Annotated in this window: 17 protein-coding genes; 15 read left to right on the forward strand and 2 right to left on the reverse strand. The window is 36.0% G+C overall.

Going from position 1 to position 18960, the window contains the following annotated elements:
* From PN497_RS24635 to PN497_RS24645, 3 genes are all read left to right on the forward strand, one after another.
* A partial coding sequence (locus tag PN497_RS24635; protein WP_272111013.1) for a hypothetical protein occupies positions 1–208 on the forward strand: 208 nt, incomplete at its 5' end.
* A gap of 341 nt (positions 209–549) precedes the next feature.
* Complete coding sequence (locus PN497_RS24640; RefSeq protein ID WP_096568319.1) at positions 550–1998, forward strand: hypothetical protein; 1449 nt, start codon at positions 550–552, stop codon at positions 1996–1998.
* A 124-nt stretch (positions 1999–2122) separates the two neighbouring features.
* Positions 2123–2857, forward strand: a complete 735-nt coding sequence (locus tag PN497_RS24645; RefSeq protein ID WP_096568322.1) for a flagellar motor protein — start codon at positions 2123–2125, stop codon at positions 2855–2857.
* 84 nt (positions 2858–2941) lie between these two features.
* Here PN497_RS24645 and PN497_RS24650 read toward each other — a convergent pair whose 3' ends face one another.
* The gene (locus PN497_RS24650; protein WP_096568325.1) at positions 2942–3442 is read right to left on the reverse strand and encodes a hypothetical protein; all 501 of its coding nucleotides are present in this window, start codon (positions 3440–3442) and stop codon (positions 2942–2944) included.
* Between the two features lie 324 nt (positions 3443–3766).
* Here PN497_RS24650 and leuB point away from each other — a divergent pair, with 324 nt between their 5' ends.
* The 5 genes from leuB (at position 3767) to accD (ending at position 8205) form a co-directional block, all read left to right on the forward strand.
* Positions 3767–4855, forward strand: coding sequence for a 3-isopropylmalate dehydrogenase (gene leuB / locus PN497_RS24655; RefSeq protein ID WP_096568329.1), 1089 nt, complete (start codon positions 3767–3769; stop codon positions 4853–4855).
* A gap of 90 nt (positions 4856–4945) precedes the next feature.
* On the forward strand, positions 4946–5206 hold the full coding sequence (locus PN497_RS24660) for a hypothetical protein (RefSeq protein WP_096568332.1): 261 nt from the start codon (positions 4946–4948) through the stop codon (positions 5204–5206).
* A 77-nt stretch (positions 5207–5283) separates the two neighbouring features.
* Positions 5284–6105, forward strand: coding sequence for a prepilin peptidase (locus PN497_RS24665; RefSeq protein ID WP_096568334.1), 822 nt, complete (start codon positions 5284–5286; stop codon positions 6103–6105).
* A 565-nt stretch (positions 6106–6670) separates the two neighbouring features.
* On the forward strand, positions 6671–6955 hold the full coding sequence (locus PN497_RS24670; protein ID WP_190348414.1) for a hypothetical protein: 285 nt from the start codon (positions 6671–6673) through the stop codon (positions 6953–6955).
* Positions 6956–7254: 299 nt separating this feature from the next.
* On the forward strand, positions 7255–8205 hold the full coding sequence (accD, locus tag PN497_RS24675; protein ID WP_096568337.1) for an acetyl-CoA carboxylase, carboxyltransferase subunit beta: 951 nt from the start codon (positions 7255–7257) through the stop codon (positions 8203–8205).
* A 96-nt stretch (positions 8206–8301) separates the two neighbouring features.
* Here the strand turns inward: accD and PN497_RS24680 are convergent, their stop codons facing one another.
* A complete protein-coding gene (locus PN497_RS24680; RefSeq protein WP_096568340.1) occupies positions 8302–9723 on the reverse strand; it encodes an MFS transporter in 1422 nt (473 codons plus the stop codon).
* Between the two features lie 350 nt (positions 9724–10073).
* Between PN497_RS24680 and PN497_RS24685 the strand changes: the two genes are divergently transcribed.
* The 7 genes from PN497_RS24685 to petJ all read left to right on the forward strand — a co-directional run bounded on the left by PN497_RS24685 (position 10074) and on the right by petJ (position 18548).
* Entirely contained in the window at positions 10074–11318 is a 1245-nt protein-coding gene (locus PN497_RS24685) for an ABC transporter substrate-binding protein (RefSeq protein WP_096568343.1), read from the forward strand.
* 328 nt (positions 11319–11646) lie between these two features.
* Positions 11647–14334, forward strand: coding sequence for a DNA methyltransferase (locus PN497_RS24690; protein ID WP_096568346.1), 2688 nt, complete (start codon positions 11647–11649; stop codon positions 14332–14334).
* A gap of 260 nt (positions 14335–14594) precedes the next feature.
* Entirely contained in the window at positions 14595–15503 is a 909-nt protein-coding gene (locus tag PN497_RS24695; protein ID WP_096568349.1) for a carbohydrate ABC transporter permease, read from the forward strand.
* Between the two features lie 8 nt (positions 15504–15511).
* A complete protein-coding gene (locus PN497_RS24700; RefSeq protein ID WP_096572686.1) occupies positions 15512–16348 on the forward strand; it encodes a carbohydrate ABC transporter permease in 837 nt (278 codons plus the stop codon).
* 328 nt (positions 16349–16676) lie between these two features.
* The gene (gene psbV / locus PN497_RS24705) at positions 16677–17168 is read left to right on the forward strand and encodes a photosystem II cytochrome c-550 (protein WP_096568354.1); all 492 of its coding nucleotides are present in this window, start codon (positions 16677–16679) and stop codon (positions 17166–17168) included.
* Between the two features lie 318 nt (positions 17169–17486).
* Positions 17487–17906 carry a plastocyanin gene (gene petE, locus PN497_RS24710; RefSeq protein WP_096568357.1) on the forward strand — a complete coding sequence of 140 codons (420 nt, stop codon included), beginning with the start codon at positions 17487–17489 and terminating at the stop codon, positions 17904–17906.
* Positions 17907–18200: 294 nt separating this feature from the next.
* Positions 18201–18548: a cytochrome c6 PetJ gene (gene petJ, locus PN497_RS24715; protein ID WP_096568360.1), complete on the forward strand. Its 348-nt coding sequence runs from the start codon at positions 18201–18203 to the stop codon at positions 18546–18548.
* The last annotated feature ends 412 nt before the right edge of the window (positions 18549–18960 follow it).

An 18960-nucleotide genomic window follows, 5' to 3' on the forward strand; every position in this document is an offset into this window, starting at 1 on the left:
CGACTTACTTCGACTTACTTCGACTTACTTCGACTTACTTCGACTTACTTCGACTTACTTCGACTTACTTCGACTTACTTCGACTTACTTCGACTTACTTCGACTGCGCTCAGTACAAGTCGCTCAGTACAAGTCGCTCAGTACAAGTCGCTCAGTACAAGTCTTGCCTGTTCATAGTGTACCTCATGACACTGGGAAGTGCTGTTAAGTTGTCCCAAAATTACCACTTCCTAAAATTTTGAGCAGTTGATATTTTCCACCGACATTATTCATAATAGCACCACCATCACAGAGATGATCCCCTTCTTCATCTTCAGCATGAGTAAAGATTAAGAAATTTTACTTGATCTATACTATACCAAATATGCTATGATTGGTGAAATTTACCTTGGTTGATTTATTAAGTATTTTTACGGTAATGATTCCGGGGTAAGATCCCCGACTTCTGTTAATAAACCATAATTTCTTGTCACGATTAAATAAAAAATTCGGGGATCTGACGGGGAATTTTTCAAAAAGTCAAAATAAAATTAATCAAACAGGAAAATCATGAACAATAAAATTCGTTATCCCCTACTAAGTTTAAGCGTCTTATTTATTCTCATTTATGCTTTCATCCCATCCAGTAGACAATATTTTTCATATTTCGTAGTTTTGGGATTTGCCGTATTAACTATTTATTTAACATGGGATGGTTATGACATCAGAAAAAAATTACAAAATCAATTTCAACCATCTTTAAAACAAGGGATAGCGAATGCAATTAAAGATGTTTATAATCGTCATCCAACAAAATATGAACAAATTAATAAAGCAGCTTTAATAGACAGTGTGACAAATTCTCACTTACAAGACTGGGAAAAAGATAAACGTTATTATCAATCTTTGCCAAATTTCCTCTTATCAATTGGATTATTTGGTACTTTTTTAGGAATTACTTTAAATCTGTTATTGATTAGCGGTAATCTAGGAGGTGAAGTAGACATACAAACAATTTTACCAAATATTGTTAACTCAATGGGTGTAGCTTTTGGTAGTAGTTTATTTGCATTAGCTTGTAGTATTTTTTTAGTTAAATTTTACCCAGTATCAGAATTAGAAATAGAAAAAGAAAACTTAATCATCTCCATAGAACATTCCATTGATAATGAATTTTTGCTAAACAGTCAAACTACCAGCAAAATAGATCAGTTAATTACATCTATTGATAACTACTCTAATAGCTTAAAAAGTTTCCTTTCAGGTTTAGATCAAAACACCAAAAAATTTGCAACTGCGATCACGGAAGCTACAGATAAAATTAATACTTCTGCAAATAACTTTCAAACTATTGTTAATCAATCTTCCCAAACCATGCAAACAGGAGCAAATGTTTTAAGTAATGCTACTGCTAATATAGCAAACTTAACTACAAAATTTGTTGATATTTCCTCATCCTTACTCACATCATCACAATCATTTGAAAAATCTATATCTTCCCTAGAAAAATATGGAGATAGTTTAGAAAATCTCAGTGATAGCTTAATCAATAATTCCCAACAAATCCAAAAATTAGCTCAAAATAATAAAGATAACATGAAAAATCTCAGTAACACATTAATTAATAATTCTAACGATGTAAAAAACCTCATACAAAATAATCAACAAAATCTCACTACCGTTACAGATCGTCTCTTGCAGAATGTTAACAGTATTTCCACATCTACCCAAACATTTAATAATAATGTTAACCAAATTGTCACATCTTTAAATCAACATAGTTTACAAGTAGGAGAATATAATACAAACCTCCAACAATTAGCAGGATTAATCAACAATGCAACCCAATCATCTAATAATAATATACCCCAATTAGCCTCTATGTTAGGAAATCAAGTTAATCAATTACAAACTACCGCCAACCAACTCAATCAAAATTCCCAAATGTTGCAACAAATCAATAGTAACCTATCTGTATTATTAACCAACTTCCAACAATTCCAACAATCACAAAATTAACAAATATAAAATTAAATTAACCAGATCCCCGACTTATTTTACTATTCTGTCAATCAAATATAAATTGATAGTAGAAGTCGAGGATCTTAACCCAGAAAATTTGAACCTATTGAACTTAATTATTATGCAAAGAAGAAATCGCCATAGTTCTAATAATAATAGCGAAACCTTTACAATTTGGACATCCTTTACAGATTTAATGTCTAACGCATTTATGATTATTACCTTATTATTAGTATTTGTGGTAGCTCAAAAAAAACCACCACCACCACCAGGGATAGTTTGTGAACCGAAAATTATTAACCTTCCTTCTGAACAATATAGTTTTGACTCAGGGAGTGCAGTTTTACCAAATAACTTAAAAAGTGATATTTTGCAAGGTAACAAACCAGGGAAAATATTAAAATTAATTGAAGAAACCCTTTCTCAACAAGAACAATGTAATAATGAAACTGAGGTACTAGAAATTATAGGCCATACCGATGATCAACCAGTAAATTTTCTCAACTGTAATAACCCTAATAATCCAACATTAAAACCTTTAGATAATCACCTAGAAAATGTTGCCACAGGTAATCAAAATATTAACACCTTATGTCCTCGTTCTAATGCTGATTTAGGTTTAATGCGAGCATTATCAGTAGTCAAAGAACTGCAAAAAGCGCAAAATCAAACTAGATTATCTCGATTTAAAAAAGTCCAATTTAGAGCATATTCAGCAGCACAATTATTTTTACCAGAAAATCAAGGATTTGCTAAAAAAAATACGAGAAAAGATCCAGCAACCAGAGGTAAACGCAGAAGAATAGAAATCAGATTTGCACAATTGGGAGAGTACGTTACACCAGATGAAAATTGATAAAAATTGAAAATAAAAGCAGTTAAGCTGTTGTGCAAATTTAAATATCTTTTAAATATCTTTTAAATATCTTTTAAATATCTTTTAAATATCTGCTATTAACTGACTTAAATAATCATCCATGATAGCTGGTAATTCTTTGGGTGAATAGGTATAAGTGAGAGATAAAAATGTAATTGCTGTGTTGATAACTTGCTTTCTATTTACTATAGTTGATAGTTGAGAACGAGTATATTTACCGTTCATTATTTCTAAACTAGCATCTGCGATCGCATCTTCTATAACTGATTCTTCTATTAAATTTTCCCATTCATCTTCATTGATGTAATAGGATTTTTTGTTTTCTTTGAGATTGATTTCTTGAATTTCTCTAATTGAATTACGAATAGAAGCCATCCAAGAATTTGTTAATCTTTTTTCTATTTGATTTTTAATTATATGAATGAGTAGTATTTTTAAGAATGATTTAATTTGTCTGATTATTGCTTTTTTACTCATTCCTTCTAATTCATCTACAATTGCTAAAGCTTCTGTATAATTTCCTTGTAAAATACTGTTTCTGAGGTCTATTAATTCTTGGGTCATTTTTAGTAGCCTCCGGTTTATTTTCTATATTGAGAATAACATAAATTCATACTATTACCGCTATTTTAAACTTTTATCTGTGTTTATCTGTGTTTATCTGTGTTTATCTGCGTTAAATTATAGTGATAAAATTTCGCACAACTGGGAGAGTACGTCACACCAGATGGAAATTGATAGAAATTGAAAATAAAAGAAGTTCTCATGTATTTTACCATGCCTTTTGTATTCTTCCTTTGCGTCTTTGCGTCTTTGCGTGAGATATCAAAAACTGACTACTCACTGGTATGATAATTAATCTGCAAACAAACACCCATTAACAAAACCATGACAAAAAACTATCGTATCACCCTACTTCCCGGAGATGGTATTGGACCAGAAATAATGGCCGTAGCAGTGGACGTGCTAAAAGTCGTCGCTAAACGCTTTGATTTGAACTTTGATTTTCAAACCGCCCTCATCGGTGGTGCAGCGATAGATGAAACCGATGAACCTCTACCATCTGCAACATTAGAAACTTGTCGCAGCAGTGATTCAGTATTGCTCGCTGCTATCGGTGGTTATAAATGGGACACTTTACCCTCTGATAAACGTCCTGAAGCGGGTTTATTAGGATTAAGAGCAGGTTTAGAACTTTTTGCCAATTTACGACCTGCTAAAATATTACCCCAACTTATAGACGCATCCACCTTGAAACGGGAAGTAGTCGAAGGTGTAGATATTATGGTAGTGCGGGAACTCACAGGCGGGATTTACTTCGGTAAACCTAAAGGTATTTTTGCTACAGAAACCGGAGAAAGACGTGGTGTAAATACGATGGTTTACAGCGAATCGGAAATAGAGAGAATTGGTAAAGTTGCCTTTGAAACTGCCCAAAAACGCGGCGGAAAACTTTGTTCTGTGGATAAAGCCAATGTATTAGATGTATCTCAACTTTGGCGAGAGAAAATGACTAAGCTGGCTTCAGAATATCCAAATGTTGAATTATCTCATTTATATGTAGATAACGCTGCCATGCAATTAGTCCGCGCCCCCAAACAATTTGATACTATTGTTACTGGTAACTTGTTCGGTGATATTCTTTCCGATGCTGCGGCCATGTTAACTGGTAGTATTGGGATGTTACCTTCTGCTAGTTTGGGAGCTTCTGGACCTGGTGTATATGAACCCGTTCACGGTTCAGCCCCCGATATTGCGGGACAAGATAAAGCCAACCCCTTAGCACAGGTTTTAAGTGCAGCCATGATGTTACGGTATGATTTAGATCAACCAGCAGCAGCGGATTTAATAGAAAATGCAGTGTTACAAGTTTTACAACAAGGCGATCGCACAGGAGATATTATGTCCCCAGGAATGAATCTTTTAGGTTGTCGCGCAATGGGTGAAGCTTTAATCAAGATTCTGGAAACAAAATAGTTTGATTGTACTAAAAGAAAATTTTAGCGTTTTTTGCTAAAAGTTTCAGATACACTAGAAGCAAATCTATCAATAACATAACAACTAATAGTGTACGCTTCACGACAAGGACAGGGAAATTTCACCACCCCAGCAAACCAAACCCCTTTGGTAGATCCCACCGTGATCAAAGCTGCTGGGCAAATTTACTATACCTACTGTGAGGTACATCCTGAAATTGTGGGGCAAGCTTCAGGAGTAGCAATTAGTCGCGTCACTCATCGGGGTAAAGTAATTTTTACTCAGCAACCCATTCTCTTACCACAGGAATGTTTTATACCCTTACAACAAATTGAATCGTATATGTATTAGGTGATTGGTGACTGGTGACTGGTGACTGGTGACTGGTGACTGGGAAGAATAACTAATGACTAATGACAACTGACAATATGGAAACATTGATTTTCGTCCCTGCTAGTATCATTGTCTTCGCTTTGGGGGCTGCTATTGGTAGCTTTATCAATGTTGTAGTTTATCGCCTACCTGCGGGATTATCCTTACTTTGGCCGCCTTCTCGCTGTCCTAAATGCTTAAACCAATTAAAAGCTTATGATAACGTACCTGTGTTTGGTTGGTTGTGGTTAAAAGGAAGATGTCGTTATTGTCACACCAAAATTTCTCCCCGTTATCCTGTAGTAGAGGCGATAACAGGAATTATATTTTTAATAGTATTTTGGGTATTTCAATTTTCAGCCTTAACAATTGGTTATTGGGCTTTTTGCAGTTGGTTATTAGCTCTATCTCTTATAGACTGGGATACAATGATTTTACCCGGTCAACTTACCAAGTCGGGATTGGTATTGGGCTTAGTTTTTCAAATGGGTTTAGGTTTTTTAACAGAAAATAGCTGGGTGGGTGGGATCAAACAGCTAATGTTTGGAATAGGTGGTACAGTCTTGGGCTTATGGCTGTTTGATAGCATCTCAATTTTAGGTTATCTAGCCTATGGAAAACCCGTCATGGGTGCAGGTGATGGGAAACTAGCAGCGATGATGGGCGCTTGGTTAGGTTGGAAGCATCTGCTAATAGCTAGTTTTATGGCCTGTTTTTTGGGAGTATTAATAGGTGGAGGTGCAATTATGGTCTCACGCCATCAAATGGGACAAAGAATGCCTTTTGGTCCTTTCTTAGCTTTGGGGGCGGTAATTGCTGTTTTTGGTGGTGAAGCTATTTTGTCTTCTTACCTACAGTTTGTGCTACCACCATCTTGAAATATATCAGTTAAGTAGGTAGGCGTTAAAAATTGTCGTGATGACAAGGCAGGAGGTAGGAGGCAGAAGGGAACATCCCAAATTTGTAAATTTATTTTTATCTAATGTAAAAATGCTCCAAAGACCTAATATGATTGAACCTCAAAGAACGCAAAGGACACAAAGGTAAGAGATTTTCAGAGAGTTTTTGGTGTTACTGCGGTTCTTTTTTCAAAATTGGGATGCTCCCACACAGAAGGCAGGAGGGACAAGGTTTTTATCAATTTTACATTTTGTTACATACCTTGGTTTTTTCGTGCCGACTTACTTATAGCAGGAGTCAGTACGAAGGCAAGAGGCAAGAGTTTATTCTTACCAATTACTTGTTCCCAGTCACCAATCACCAATCACCTATTATCATCAAATTCAAACTTTAAAATCACTTTTCTTTAATATTAGATTTAAATGTTTTTTATTCTCATCCTCAGCAACCTACACCCTCCATGACTGTAACCACATGACTGTAACCACATGACTGTAACCAGCATTACTTCATTGGATCTTTATATTTTGGTAAGATTAACCTGTGAATTGTATTACAGTCAAACAATACTTTTGGCAGTTGGCAAATACAACTAATGTCATAAATGCTGATAGCTTACCATTGAATAATAAAAATAATGTATTGGGAGGAAGATTCATTTTCATGGAGGTTTTGTATTTTCACACCTTTGCCGATACGTTGATACAATTAAGTCCCCTGACACATTTGGAAAAAAGTTGTATTGGCAGCAGCATTTTTATTAAGCTATCAACCAAAAAATACAAAATCAAGTCGAAAATTAGTTACAAGCGTAATTTGGTGATTTAGTCAAGCTAAGAAAAATCATCAGGAGTCAGGAGTCAGGAGTCAGGAGTCAGGAGTCAGAGTGCTTATAAAATCAGGAATAGAGAGAAGCAAGATTTTAGCAAAATTATCAAAGCTGACGCTATAAGGCGTTATTATTCTGACTTCTGTAGTCTATCTTCTGAATACTTACCTCAAATCCACAATTCACAATACCCGCTCCAGCAGTGGGTGAGGTCAATCTAAAATCCCAAATCTAAAATCCCAAATCCCAATATTGATTGACCTGTTTTGAATCTCATACCTACTTAAATAAGATAAAAATGGCAAACAACGAAGAATCACGCGGTTTAAAGTCTCTATTTGATTGGTTTGCAAATCGTCGTAAATCAGGATCTCCCCATTTAGAAAAACAAGAACGGGAAATAGCCGATGGTTTATGGCACAAATGCGCGAAATGTGGTGTTTTGGCTTATGCTAAAGACTTGAAAGCTAATCAAATGGTTTGTGCAGAATGCGGTCATCATAACCGAGTCGATAGTGATGAGCGTATCCGTCAGTTAATTGATGCAAATACTTGGAAACCCATAGATGAAAATTTGCGTCCCACTGATCCTTTAGGATTCCGCGATCGCAAACCCTACAGCGATCGCATCCGGGAAACTCAAGAAAAAGTCGGTTTGATAGACGCAGTAAAAACCGGTTTAGGTCAAATTAACGGTTTACCCATCGCTTTAGGAGTCATGGACTTCCGCTTTATGGGTGGTAGCATGGGTTCTGTTGTCGGTGAAAAACTCACCCGCTTAATAGAACAAGCTACCCAACGCCGCTATCCTGTAGTTATCGTTTGTACCTCTGGTGGTGCGAGAATGCAGGAAGGAATGCTGTCCTTAATGCAAATGGCGAAAATTTCCGCTGCACTACAACGTCATCAAGATGCTCGTTTATTATACATTCCCGTCCTGACAAACCCCACCACCGGCGGCGTTACCGCTAGTTTTGCTATGTTGGGTGATATCATCATCGCCGAACCCAAAGCCACCATCGGTTTTGCTGGCAGACGAGTTATTGAACAAACCCTGCGGGAAAAACTACCCGAAGACTTCCAAACCGCTGAAGACTTACTCAAACATGGTTTTGTAGATGAAATTGTTCCCCGCACTCAGTTAAAAAATACCTTGGCACAGTTAATATCTTTACACCAACCCATGCCCACCGCACCTAACATGGTTTTGTGGGAAACCATGACATTAACTTCTACAGGGGTAGAGTAGGTGATTGGTGATTGGTGATTGGTGATTGGTGATTGGTGATTGGGTTCTTAATCTTCCCCTGCTTCCCCTCCTTCCCCTGCTTCCCCATCTCTACTGTCACCTGTCACCTGTCACCTGTTCCCTCACAAACACAAGCGGGATCAATGCTGCCAGTCTGCAAATGCTAGAAAGGGCAAATAAACCTAATAAACCGCCAAAATGGGGAGATTGGGCGATAAAACCGCCGATAGTTGTCCCTAAAGCACCAGTGACACCGGCAATAGCAGCAGCGATCGCAAAATAAATAGATTGATTTCTTAATGGTGTAACACCAATCTGCAAATTATTACTACATAAATCCACCGCCGCCCCAGTACCACCGATAAAAATATGTAATAGTGGTAGCCACAACCAAATATCTAAATTTCTGTTACCAATTCCAAACCAAAATAAAGGCGTAACTGCAACAATTATCCCCACAAATATCAAAATCAGACGATTTCCTAATTTATCTGCTAACCTACCCCACAAAACCACCATTAGCAAACTTGCCCCCGCTTGCAAACTGCTGTAAACCGTCACCCAACCCACATCTATATTTAAAGTTTCCAGCAGATAAAGATTTACAAAAGGGGCGCAAAGATTAAAAGCCAACATCCATAAACTGAAATACAGTAAAAATATCCAAAAATGGGAATTTTTATCATTTTCCTTATTGTAGGGTAGGGGTAATTCATGAATTACCCCTACTGATTCATGAATTACCTCTACTTTGTCTTTATTTTGCGTAAGTCCTATATAAGTATTTTGTAATTGGGGATTAACATCAATTTGAAAATACTGACAACCTAAACTAACTAACCCAAATAAAATCCCCACCAACAAAACCACCCCATAACCTTGAAGAGTTCCCCCAAACCAATGAGAAACAGCAAAACCCGCTAAAGGAACACATAACAAATTAGTTAAACTGGCCGCACTATTACGTATTCCAAAATATCTACCCCGCAACCTGCGAGGAACAATAATTGCTAACCAACTCATCCAAGATGCACATCCCAAACCCCCAACAAGATGACTAAAAAAGACAATTACCAGCGTTAATATCACCAACTGCTGAGAATTGATCAATCCCCAACTCTTACAGATAATACCTATTACTAACAACAGCCAAAATAGGCGAGAAATTCCATAAACCAGCGCCGAATATCGAAACCTGCTAGTAGTGCGCTCTGAAAGATAAGCACCCAAAGGTTGAATGAGATTTACTAGCATGGGAATTGAAGAAAGCATCCCAAAAATTATCGGACTAGCATCTAATTCTACCAAAAAATTACTAAGTAAAATTCCCCCAGTAGTAATAGAAAAAATGGTTGCAAAAATAGCATCATAAGTAGAAGCTTGTAAACTAGTACGAATCGCATTTTTAGGAAAACGAGAGCTAGATTGAGATTCAGAAGATGAGACGGTGTTTAATGAATCAATCTGAGGAATTTCCAGATTTAAAGATGCAGATATTTCAACTTTAACCGAGTCCATAAACTAGCGTCTAGCGGTGACGAAATGAGTAAAATTTCCGATCATGATAATTGTTTGTTATTCTATCTACCATTTCTCAACAAAAATTTAGACTGCTGAAAGATCAGTCTTGAGTTACGGGAGTATCCCAAATGTGTAAATTCATTTTTGTCTATGGAAATAATCTGCCCCAAAGCTTAATATGATTGAACCGCAAAGGGCGCAAAGGACACAAAGGTAAGAGAGTTTAAGAGATTTTTTAGTGTTGCTGCGGTCATTTTTTATTTCATTGGGATGCTCCCGGAGTTACAGCATTTATAAATGAGAAAATAAAATGAGAAAATAAAAAGTTTTATCTGTCTTATCTGTCCATGAACAAATACAAATGGTTAAAATTCTGTATATTAATTATCACAGTGGCTATCATTGTGATCAGTTGTCACCAATTACCACCCAGTAAATCAGCAGTTACTATTAAACTCAGTGGTTGGGGTGGTTCACCTGTAGAACAAAAACTTTTAAAACAAGTATTGCAAGATTTTGAAATCAAACATCCCCAAATTAAAGTTAAATATGAATTAATTTCTGATCAATATATGGATGTAATTAAAACTCGCTTCATTGGGGATGCTGCACCAGATGTATTTTATTTAGATGCTGTAGAAGCTCCATTTTTAATAAGTAAAAATGTTTTAGAACCTCTCAATAATTACATCACAGATAAATTTGATTTACAAGATTTCGATCAAAATTTATTAGAAATCTTTAAAGAGCATAACCATATTTATGGAATACCTAAAGATTATTCTACCTTAGCTTTATTTTATAACAAAAAAGCTTTTAAAAAATCAGGTTTAAATAAACCGCCAACTACTTGGGATGAATTATTAAATTACTCTCAAAAATTAACAGGTAAACTTAATAGATACGGGTTTGGAGAAAGTCCAGCAATATCACGTCATGTTTACAAAATTAAAGCTTTTGGGGGAAATTTAATTGATGAAAATGGTAATGCTACCTTTGCTAGTGAAAAAGCTTTAAAAGGTTTACAATTAGTGATAGATCAATATCGAAAATATCAAACATCAGCCTTACCATCAGATGTTGGTGCGAGTTCAGGTACAGATATGTTTGGACAAGGTAAAGTGGCAATGGTAATTGAGGGAAATTGGGCTATTCCTTATCTGCAAGAAACCTTTCCCCAATTAGATTTTGCTACCGCAGAAGTCCCCAAAATTAATAATCAAAAAGGCACAATGGTTTATACTGTTGCTTATGTCATGAATAAACAAACAAAACATAAAAAAGCAGCTTGGGAATTAATTTCTTATTTGACAGGTAAAGAAGGAATGGAAAAATGGACAGGAACGGGTTTTGCTTTACCAACTCGTAAATCTGTAGCCGAGAAATTAGGTTATAATAATGATAGTTTAAGGTCTGCATTAGTAGCAGGTCTTGATGATGCTATACCTTGGCAACTTGGGAAATATCCAGCAGTAATTGTGAATAATTTTGAGAATCAATTTTTAAGTGCTTTATTGGGCGAACAATCTTTAAAACAGGCAATGTTAAAAGCGCAGAATAATGCTAATCAGCAGATGAAAATGATGGAGTAGAAATTGGATTAAAGGGGATCTGGGTATGACGTTTTTTAAGTTTGATTTACTTAATTGAGTTATCTTTATTTTTAGGGAGTATCCCAATTTTCAAAAAATCAACTCAGCAATACCAAAAACTCTCTTAAACCCTCTTAACTTTGTGTCCTTTGCGTTCTTTGCGGTTCATTCATATTAGGACTTTGTAGCAATTCAAAGATTCCCAAAAAATCAAATTACACATTTGGGATGCTGCCTATTGTTGTTGCACTTGCAGGAAAATATCAATTATCATATAATGATTGAATTATACACATCAAATAAAACCAAATATTTATAATCCAGCGATATGACATCATCCACCCCAGAAAGTTTATCAAAATTCGTGCAATTCTGCCAACAACATATCACCGGACAGGAACGCAAAGAAGCGCAAACATTTCTTGACCGCTTTTTTCGTGCTTTTGGTCATGAAGGAGCATTAGAAGCTGGTGCGACTTACGAAGAAGCTATTAAAAAAAGTAGTAAAACTGGTAAAACCGGATTCGCTGATTTAGTTTGGAAACCCCGCGTTTTAATTGAAATGAAAAAACGGGGAGAAGACTTAAATAAACATTATTCCCAAGCATTTGATTATTGGACAAGGTTAGTACCAAATCGACCGAAATATGTAATTTTATGTAATTTCGATGAATTTTGGATTTTTGACTTTGATATTCAACTAGATACACCTGTAGATAAAATATCCCTGGAGCAACTACCAGAACGGGCTGGAGCATTGGCATTTATGGAAATAGGGCAAAAAACCCCTGTATTCCAAAATAACCAAGTAGAAGTCACAGAACGCGCCGCCAAACGCATGGGAGAATTATTATTAGAATTAGAAAAAAGAGGAATTGAAAAATTAACAGCACAGCGTTTTATTTTGCAATGTGTGTTAGCCATGTTTGCAGAAGATAGACAACTTTTACCCCGTGATATGTTCATTTCTTGTGTGCAAGATTGCATGAAAGGGGCGAGTTCTTATGATGTTTTAGGTGGTTTATTTCGGGAAATGAATCAACCAGGAATTACACCCGCAGGACGTTATCAAGGTGTAGATTATTTTAATGGTGGTTTATTTTCGGTGATTCATCCCATAGAATTAACTAGGGAAGAATTAAATTTTTTAGATGTATCAGCGCGGGAAAATTGGAGTAAAGTTCGTCCTGCTATTTTTGGGAATTTATTTGAAGGAACGGTAGATAAAAAAGAACGTCATGCAAGAGGGATTCATTATACCTCAGAAGCGGATATTATGAAAATTATCCGCCCTACAATTAGCCGTTTTTGGGAAGAGAGAATAGAAGCAGCAAATACAGTTAAGGAACTTTCTACACTGCAAATAGAATTACAAAGTTATCGAGTTTTAGATCCTGCTTGCGGTTCGGGTAATTTTCTGTATTTAGCGTATCAGGAATTAAAAAGAATTGAAATATTGTTATTAGAAAAAATCCAGCATTTGAGTAAATCAAAAGATAAACAAATGCAGATGGGTTTGGTGACACCTTTACAATTTTATGGGATGGATACAAATCCTTTTGCGGTGGAGTTAGCGCGGGTGACTTTGATGATAGCGCGGAAAATTGCCATTGATAATTTACAGTTAACTGAACCTGCGTTACCTTTGGATAGTTTAGATAATAATATTGTTTGTCAAGATGCTTTATTTAATGAATGGGTAAAAGCAGATGCAATTATAGGAAATCCGCCTTTTTTGGGTGGTAAACATATTAGAATTTCATTAAATGATGAATATGTAGACAGAATTTTTCAAACTTTCCCAAATGTGAAAGATTCAGTTGATTTTTGTGCTTATTGGTTTAGATTAGCTCATGATAAAATTAATGAAAATGGTAGAGTTGGGTTAGTTGCGACTAATTCTATTAGTCAAGGTAAAAGCAGAATTGCGGCTTTAGATTATATTACTCAAAATGGCGGTTATATACATGAAGCTGTTTCTACACAACCTTGGTCTGGTGCTGCAAAAGTTCATGTTAGTATTGTGAATTGGTGTAAGCAACAACCAGAAAAGTATTATTTAGATGATCAGATAGTATCACAAATCAATTCTTCTTTGAAATCTAGTATTGATGTTTCTCAAGCTGTGCGGTTACAAGCAAATCTTAATAAATGTTTTCAGGGTGTAATTCCTGTTGGTGAAGGTTTTATAGTTACTGAACAACAAGTACAGGAATGGATTAAAAAAGATGCTAAAAATCAAGAGGTTTTAAAATTATTTTCAATGGGTGCAAATTTAGCAAAAAATCCTCATGGTAAACCTGAAAGATGGATTATTGATTTTAGTAATATGCCTATTGAGGATGCTAGTGATTATAAATTACCCTTTGAATATATTAAACAAAATGTTAAACCACAAAGAGATAATAACAGAGATGCAAAAGCAAGAAATTATTGGTGGAGATACTTGCGTCATCGCCCAGAAATGAGAAATTCTATTTCATCTTTATCATTATATTTTACAGTTCCTAGAGTTTCTAAGTGGGCTATATTTATTCCAGTACCCTTAAATTGGCTACCTGGTGATAAATCAGTTGTAGTTGCATCAGATGATTTTTATATATTTGGTATTCTCACATCTAATGTACATCGTGAATGGATGCACGCTCAAAAATCAACATTAAAAGCAGATATAGCATATACTCATAACACCTGTTTTGAAACCTTTCCATTTCCACAAACAGCAGATATAAAAATAGTAGAAAAAATCCGCACTAAAGCCGAAGAACTCCATCAATATCGCACCCAACAAATGGAAACAAAACAATGGGGAATCACCACACTATATAATAAATTCTTCAACGAACCAAGCAGCCAACTTTATAAACTACATCAACAACTAGACAACCTGGTAATGGCAGCTTATAAAATTCAACCAGAAGAAGACATATTAGAAACACTGCTAACATTGAATTTAGAACTAGCAGAAAAAGAAAAACAGGGAATAGAAATAATAGGACCTTGGCCACCAAAATAAAATCTTCCTTCTTCCCTTCTTCCCTTCTTCCCTTCTTCCCTTCTTTCCTTCTTCGTGTCCTTCGTGTCTACCCTGCGGGAACAGCTTCGCTGAACGTGGTTCATTAGTAACAGGACTTATGCAAAAGGGAACAAAAGTAGGGGTAATTCATGAATTACCCCTACGCAAGAATAAGGCTTTCAGTCACATCTTACGTAAGTCCTAAATAAAAAAATCTCTGGATAGAAGATTTACCATGAAAATATATATAATCTATTTATATGTTGCAAATCAACAGACAAACCCGCAACCAACCCAAGAAGATTAACGAAAACCTAGCAGGTTATCTTTTCATGCTACCTGCTATTTTCATATTACTTACTTTTGTTATCCTCCCCATCCTCTACGCTGTCTTTCTTTCCCTCAACAAAGTACAACTTTTAGGCGGTATTGAATATCAATTTATTGGTTTGAGAAATTTCACCCATTTGGTAGAAGACGAACAATTAAAAATTGCTCTCAAAAATACAGTCGAATATGTAGCAATTGTTGTCCCTTGTCAAACAATTTTAGCTTTAATTCTCGCAGTTACTTTAAATTCTGGTATTCGTGGTAAAAACTGGTGGCGAATCCTCTATTTTTTGCCCACAGTTACATCATCAGCGGTGTTAACACTCATCTTTATGTGGATTTATAATACCGATGGTTTACTAAATGATTTTCTGGCATTTTTTGGATTACCTACTTATAATTGGTTAGGAGATCCCAAAGTGGCGTTAAAAGGCATTATGATCATGAATATTTGGTCAACTGCGCCCTTTTATATGGTGATTTATTTAGCAGCTTTACAGGATATTCCTCAAACGCTTTATGAAGCAGCAGATTTAGATGGTGCAAATGGATGGGATCAGTTTATTAATATTACTATTCCTTTATTGCAACCTGTGACTTTGTTTGTGGTAGCTGTAGGCATAATTGGCACTTTTCAATTATTTGATCAATCTTATATTTTTTCCGGTGGCACTGGTGGACCCAATAATGCTACTTTGACGGTGGTATTATTAATTTATCAAGCTGTATTTAGAAATTTACAATTGGGATATGCTGCTGCTGTGGCTTTTTTACTTGCAACTTTAATCGTTTCTGTAACGGTGATCCAAAGGCGAATATTTGGAGGTGAAAAAATGTGAATCAAGTTGTGAATCAAGTTTCTCGTTTTTCTTGGTTGAATTTCCTGTTATATCTGTTGTTAATAATTTATGGTTTTATCACCATTATTCCCTTTCTTTGGGCGCTTTCTGCATCCTTTAAACCTCTTTCAGAAATTATTAGCGGTGAGCTAAATTTTATTCCTCACAATTTTACTTTTAAGAACTATCAGCAAATTTTTCTCCAAGAACCACTATTTTGGCGGTGGTTATTTAACAGTGTAATAATTGCTGTTAGCGTTACGTTTTTAAATTTAATTTTAAATTCAATGGCTGGTTATGCTTTAGCTAGATTGACATTTGCTGGTAAACGCTTTTGGTTATTCTTAATAATCGCAGTTTTAGCAGTACCCACACAAATTACTCTCATTCCCACATTTTTGATTTTAAAAGCATTGGGTTGGCTTAATTCTTATCAAGGTATGATTGTACCGACTATGGTAAATGCTACCTTCATTTTTATGATGCGGCAGTTTTTTGTTAATTTTCCTAAAGAATTAGAAGAAGCAGCCCAACTAGATGGTTTAAGCACTTGGGAGATTTTCCGAGATATTGTTTTACCCCTAGCAAAACCAGCACTAGCAGCACAGGCGGTTTTTGTGTTTATGGGTAGTTGGAATAATTTTATACTACCTCTGGTAATTTTATTTGACCCGGAAATGTTTACCTTACCTCTGGGTTTGAATAGCTTTAAAGGTCAATATATCAGCTATTGGAATTATATTATGGCTGCTTCTATGGTGTTTACTTTACCAGCTTTAGGAATTTATGCTTTTTTCAATCGCTACTTTATTCAAGGTGTGACTTTTACCGGTGGCAAAGGTTAACTTTGCAAATTGTAAATTTTTAGATAAAGATTTGTATCAATTGTGAGCATCTGTCAGCATCTTTCCTATTTCTAATTCCCTGGGATTAACAAACTCAGGATCAGCACCTAATGGTAAACTGATTCATGCTGATGTTAATGATAGCGAGAATATTTTACCAAAATCATCCTGATAGCTTTTAGCCACAGGATCAGGGGTGTTGTAGTTCTCCCCGTCGGGGTGATACCCGGCAAACTTTTAGCATCAGATAGCATCAGATCAATATCTGTGCTTTTTGAAACTATTGGTGTCTTAGCTGTGTTGAGCATTACAAACTTGAAGGGGAAATATGTTTAAAAGACTGATAAGCGTTGTTGTTGCTGCTGTTGTATTGAGTTTTCAATTATTCATCGGTAGTGCAACAGCTTTGGAACTAGATCAAGCTACCAGAACTGTCAAATTGAACGAACAGGGTGATACTGTTGTCATTAGCATACCGCAACTGGCAATAGGTAAAAAATTATTTAATGACACCTGCGCTCAATGTCATGCTGGTGGTGTAACCAAGACTAATCAAAACGTAGGATTAGAACCAGAAGCTTTAGCTCTAGCTACACCCAGACGTGACAATATTGAAGGGCTGGTTGACTACATGAAGAATCCTACCACCTACGATGGTGAAATCGAGATTTCTGAAATTCATCCTAGTATCAAGAGCGCCGATATCTTTACAGAAATGAGAAACTTGACAGACGATGATTTGACAGCGATCGCCGGTCATATTCTCATCCAGCCAAAAATCGTTGGTATTAGATGGGGTGGTGGTAAGATCCATTACTAAACATCTGCTCATTGGCCTTCTTACTTTCTAAAAGTATGGGCAATTTTGCCCTTACTGTAGAAAAATCTCACTTCCTAGTCCTGATACCTGAGTGCATTCAAGCATTACTGTTATCTTGGTTGACTTATACCTACTGCTTATACTTGACTTTGCTCTCTGGCAGCAGGATTGGGAACTTTGTATTTTAAGCTGCATTTTCCTATTAATAACCGCTAATTATTAAAAAAAAAAATTTTATCTATGACAGGTTGTCATATTTGGTGTTAAATGTAGTTAACATAAGAAAAGAAAAATAAAACTATATCTCAGGAGAGAGCCATGAAATTAATAGCAGCAAGTTGGAGACGCTTGACTTTAGCTGTTTTAACTGTACTGTTAGTTGTTAGCAGCTTTGCTGTTTTCACTCCCACCGCATCTGCTGAAACCTACACCGTCAAATTGGGTAGTGACAAAGGATTGTTGCAATTTGAGCCTAAGCAGTTAACTGTTAAACCTGGTGACACAATTGTGTGGTTTAACAACAAAGTTCCTCCCCACAACGTTGTCTTTGATCCTATAAAAAATCCTGCTAAGGATAAAGATTTAGCTGCATCTTTGTCTCACAAAAAATTAGCACTCAATCCTGGGCAAAAAATGGAAACAGTTATCCCCGCAGATGCACCAACTGGTGATTACACTTTCTACTGCGAACCTCACCGTGGTGCGGGTATGGTTGGTAAACTAACTGTTGCCAGCTAACAATCTCGCTCATTTAACACCAGATGATTTTTTTGCTCATCAGGTGGTACAAACTAATGAATAGGAGCGGTAACGAGTTTGATCCCTGGGAAAGAATAAAGGGATGAGCTAGTTACCGCTAATTTTAGTTTGTAAGATAAATTTTATTTGATAAATGCCGTATTATAATATACAAGTTATTCCATCACTGAAGATGCCACAATCTCTTGGATTTATTAGTGATATCAATCCAAAATCCAAAATCCAAAATCTAAAATCTAAAATCAGAGATGTGCTTGTTACGAGGAAAATCTCTTGAGAATACCTTTATTAATTTTACTGTTGGCGATCGCCCTGTTGTTTAACTTCCAATTCATTGATCCCGCCTTAGCCGCAGAAGCATCTACAGGCAGCGCCATTTTTAGTAATCACTGTGCTTCGTGCCATATAGGAGGCGCTAATATCCTAGTTGAACATAAAACTTTACAAAAATCAGCACTATCAAAATATTTAGAAAATTATGATACCGAACCTATTCAAACCATTATCCATCAAATTCAGAACGGTAAAAGTGCCATGCCCGCCTTCAAGAGCAAATTAAGCGAGCAGGAAATTCTGGAAGTGGCCGCTTATGTTTTCCAGAAAGCGGAAACAGGCTGGTAGTATCATATTTTTTTGAACACTTGTTATGAAGAAAGCAGGGAGCAGGGAGCAAGAGTAAAAATTAATTCTTGATTCTGACTCCTAACTCCTGACTCCTGTAGGGGCGTTCGCGAAGCGTGCTGGAAGCATCAGCATTCGGGCGATAAATTATCAATTTTGATCACAATTTTCTTGCACGGGCGAAGCATCCGGGCAATAAATTATCAATTTTGATCACAATTGTCTTGCACGGGCGAAGCATCCGGGCAATAAATTATCAATTTTGATCACAATTGTCTTGTACGGGCGAAGCATTCGGGCGATAAATTATCAATTTTGATCACAATTGTCTTGCACGGGCGAAGCATCCGGGCAATAAATTATCAATTTTAATCACAATTTTCTTGTACGGGCGAAGCATTCGGGCGATAAA

It is taken from the genome of Sphaerospermopsis kisseleviana CS-549, assembly GCF_028329225.1.
In the GTDB taxonomy this organism is placed as follows: Bacteria; Cyanobacteriota; Cyanobacteriia; order Cyanobacteriales; family Nostocaceae; genus Sphaerospermopsis; species Sphaerospermopsis kisseleviana.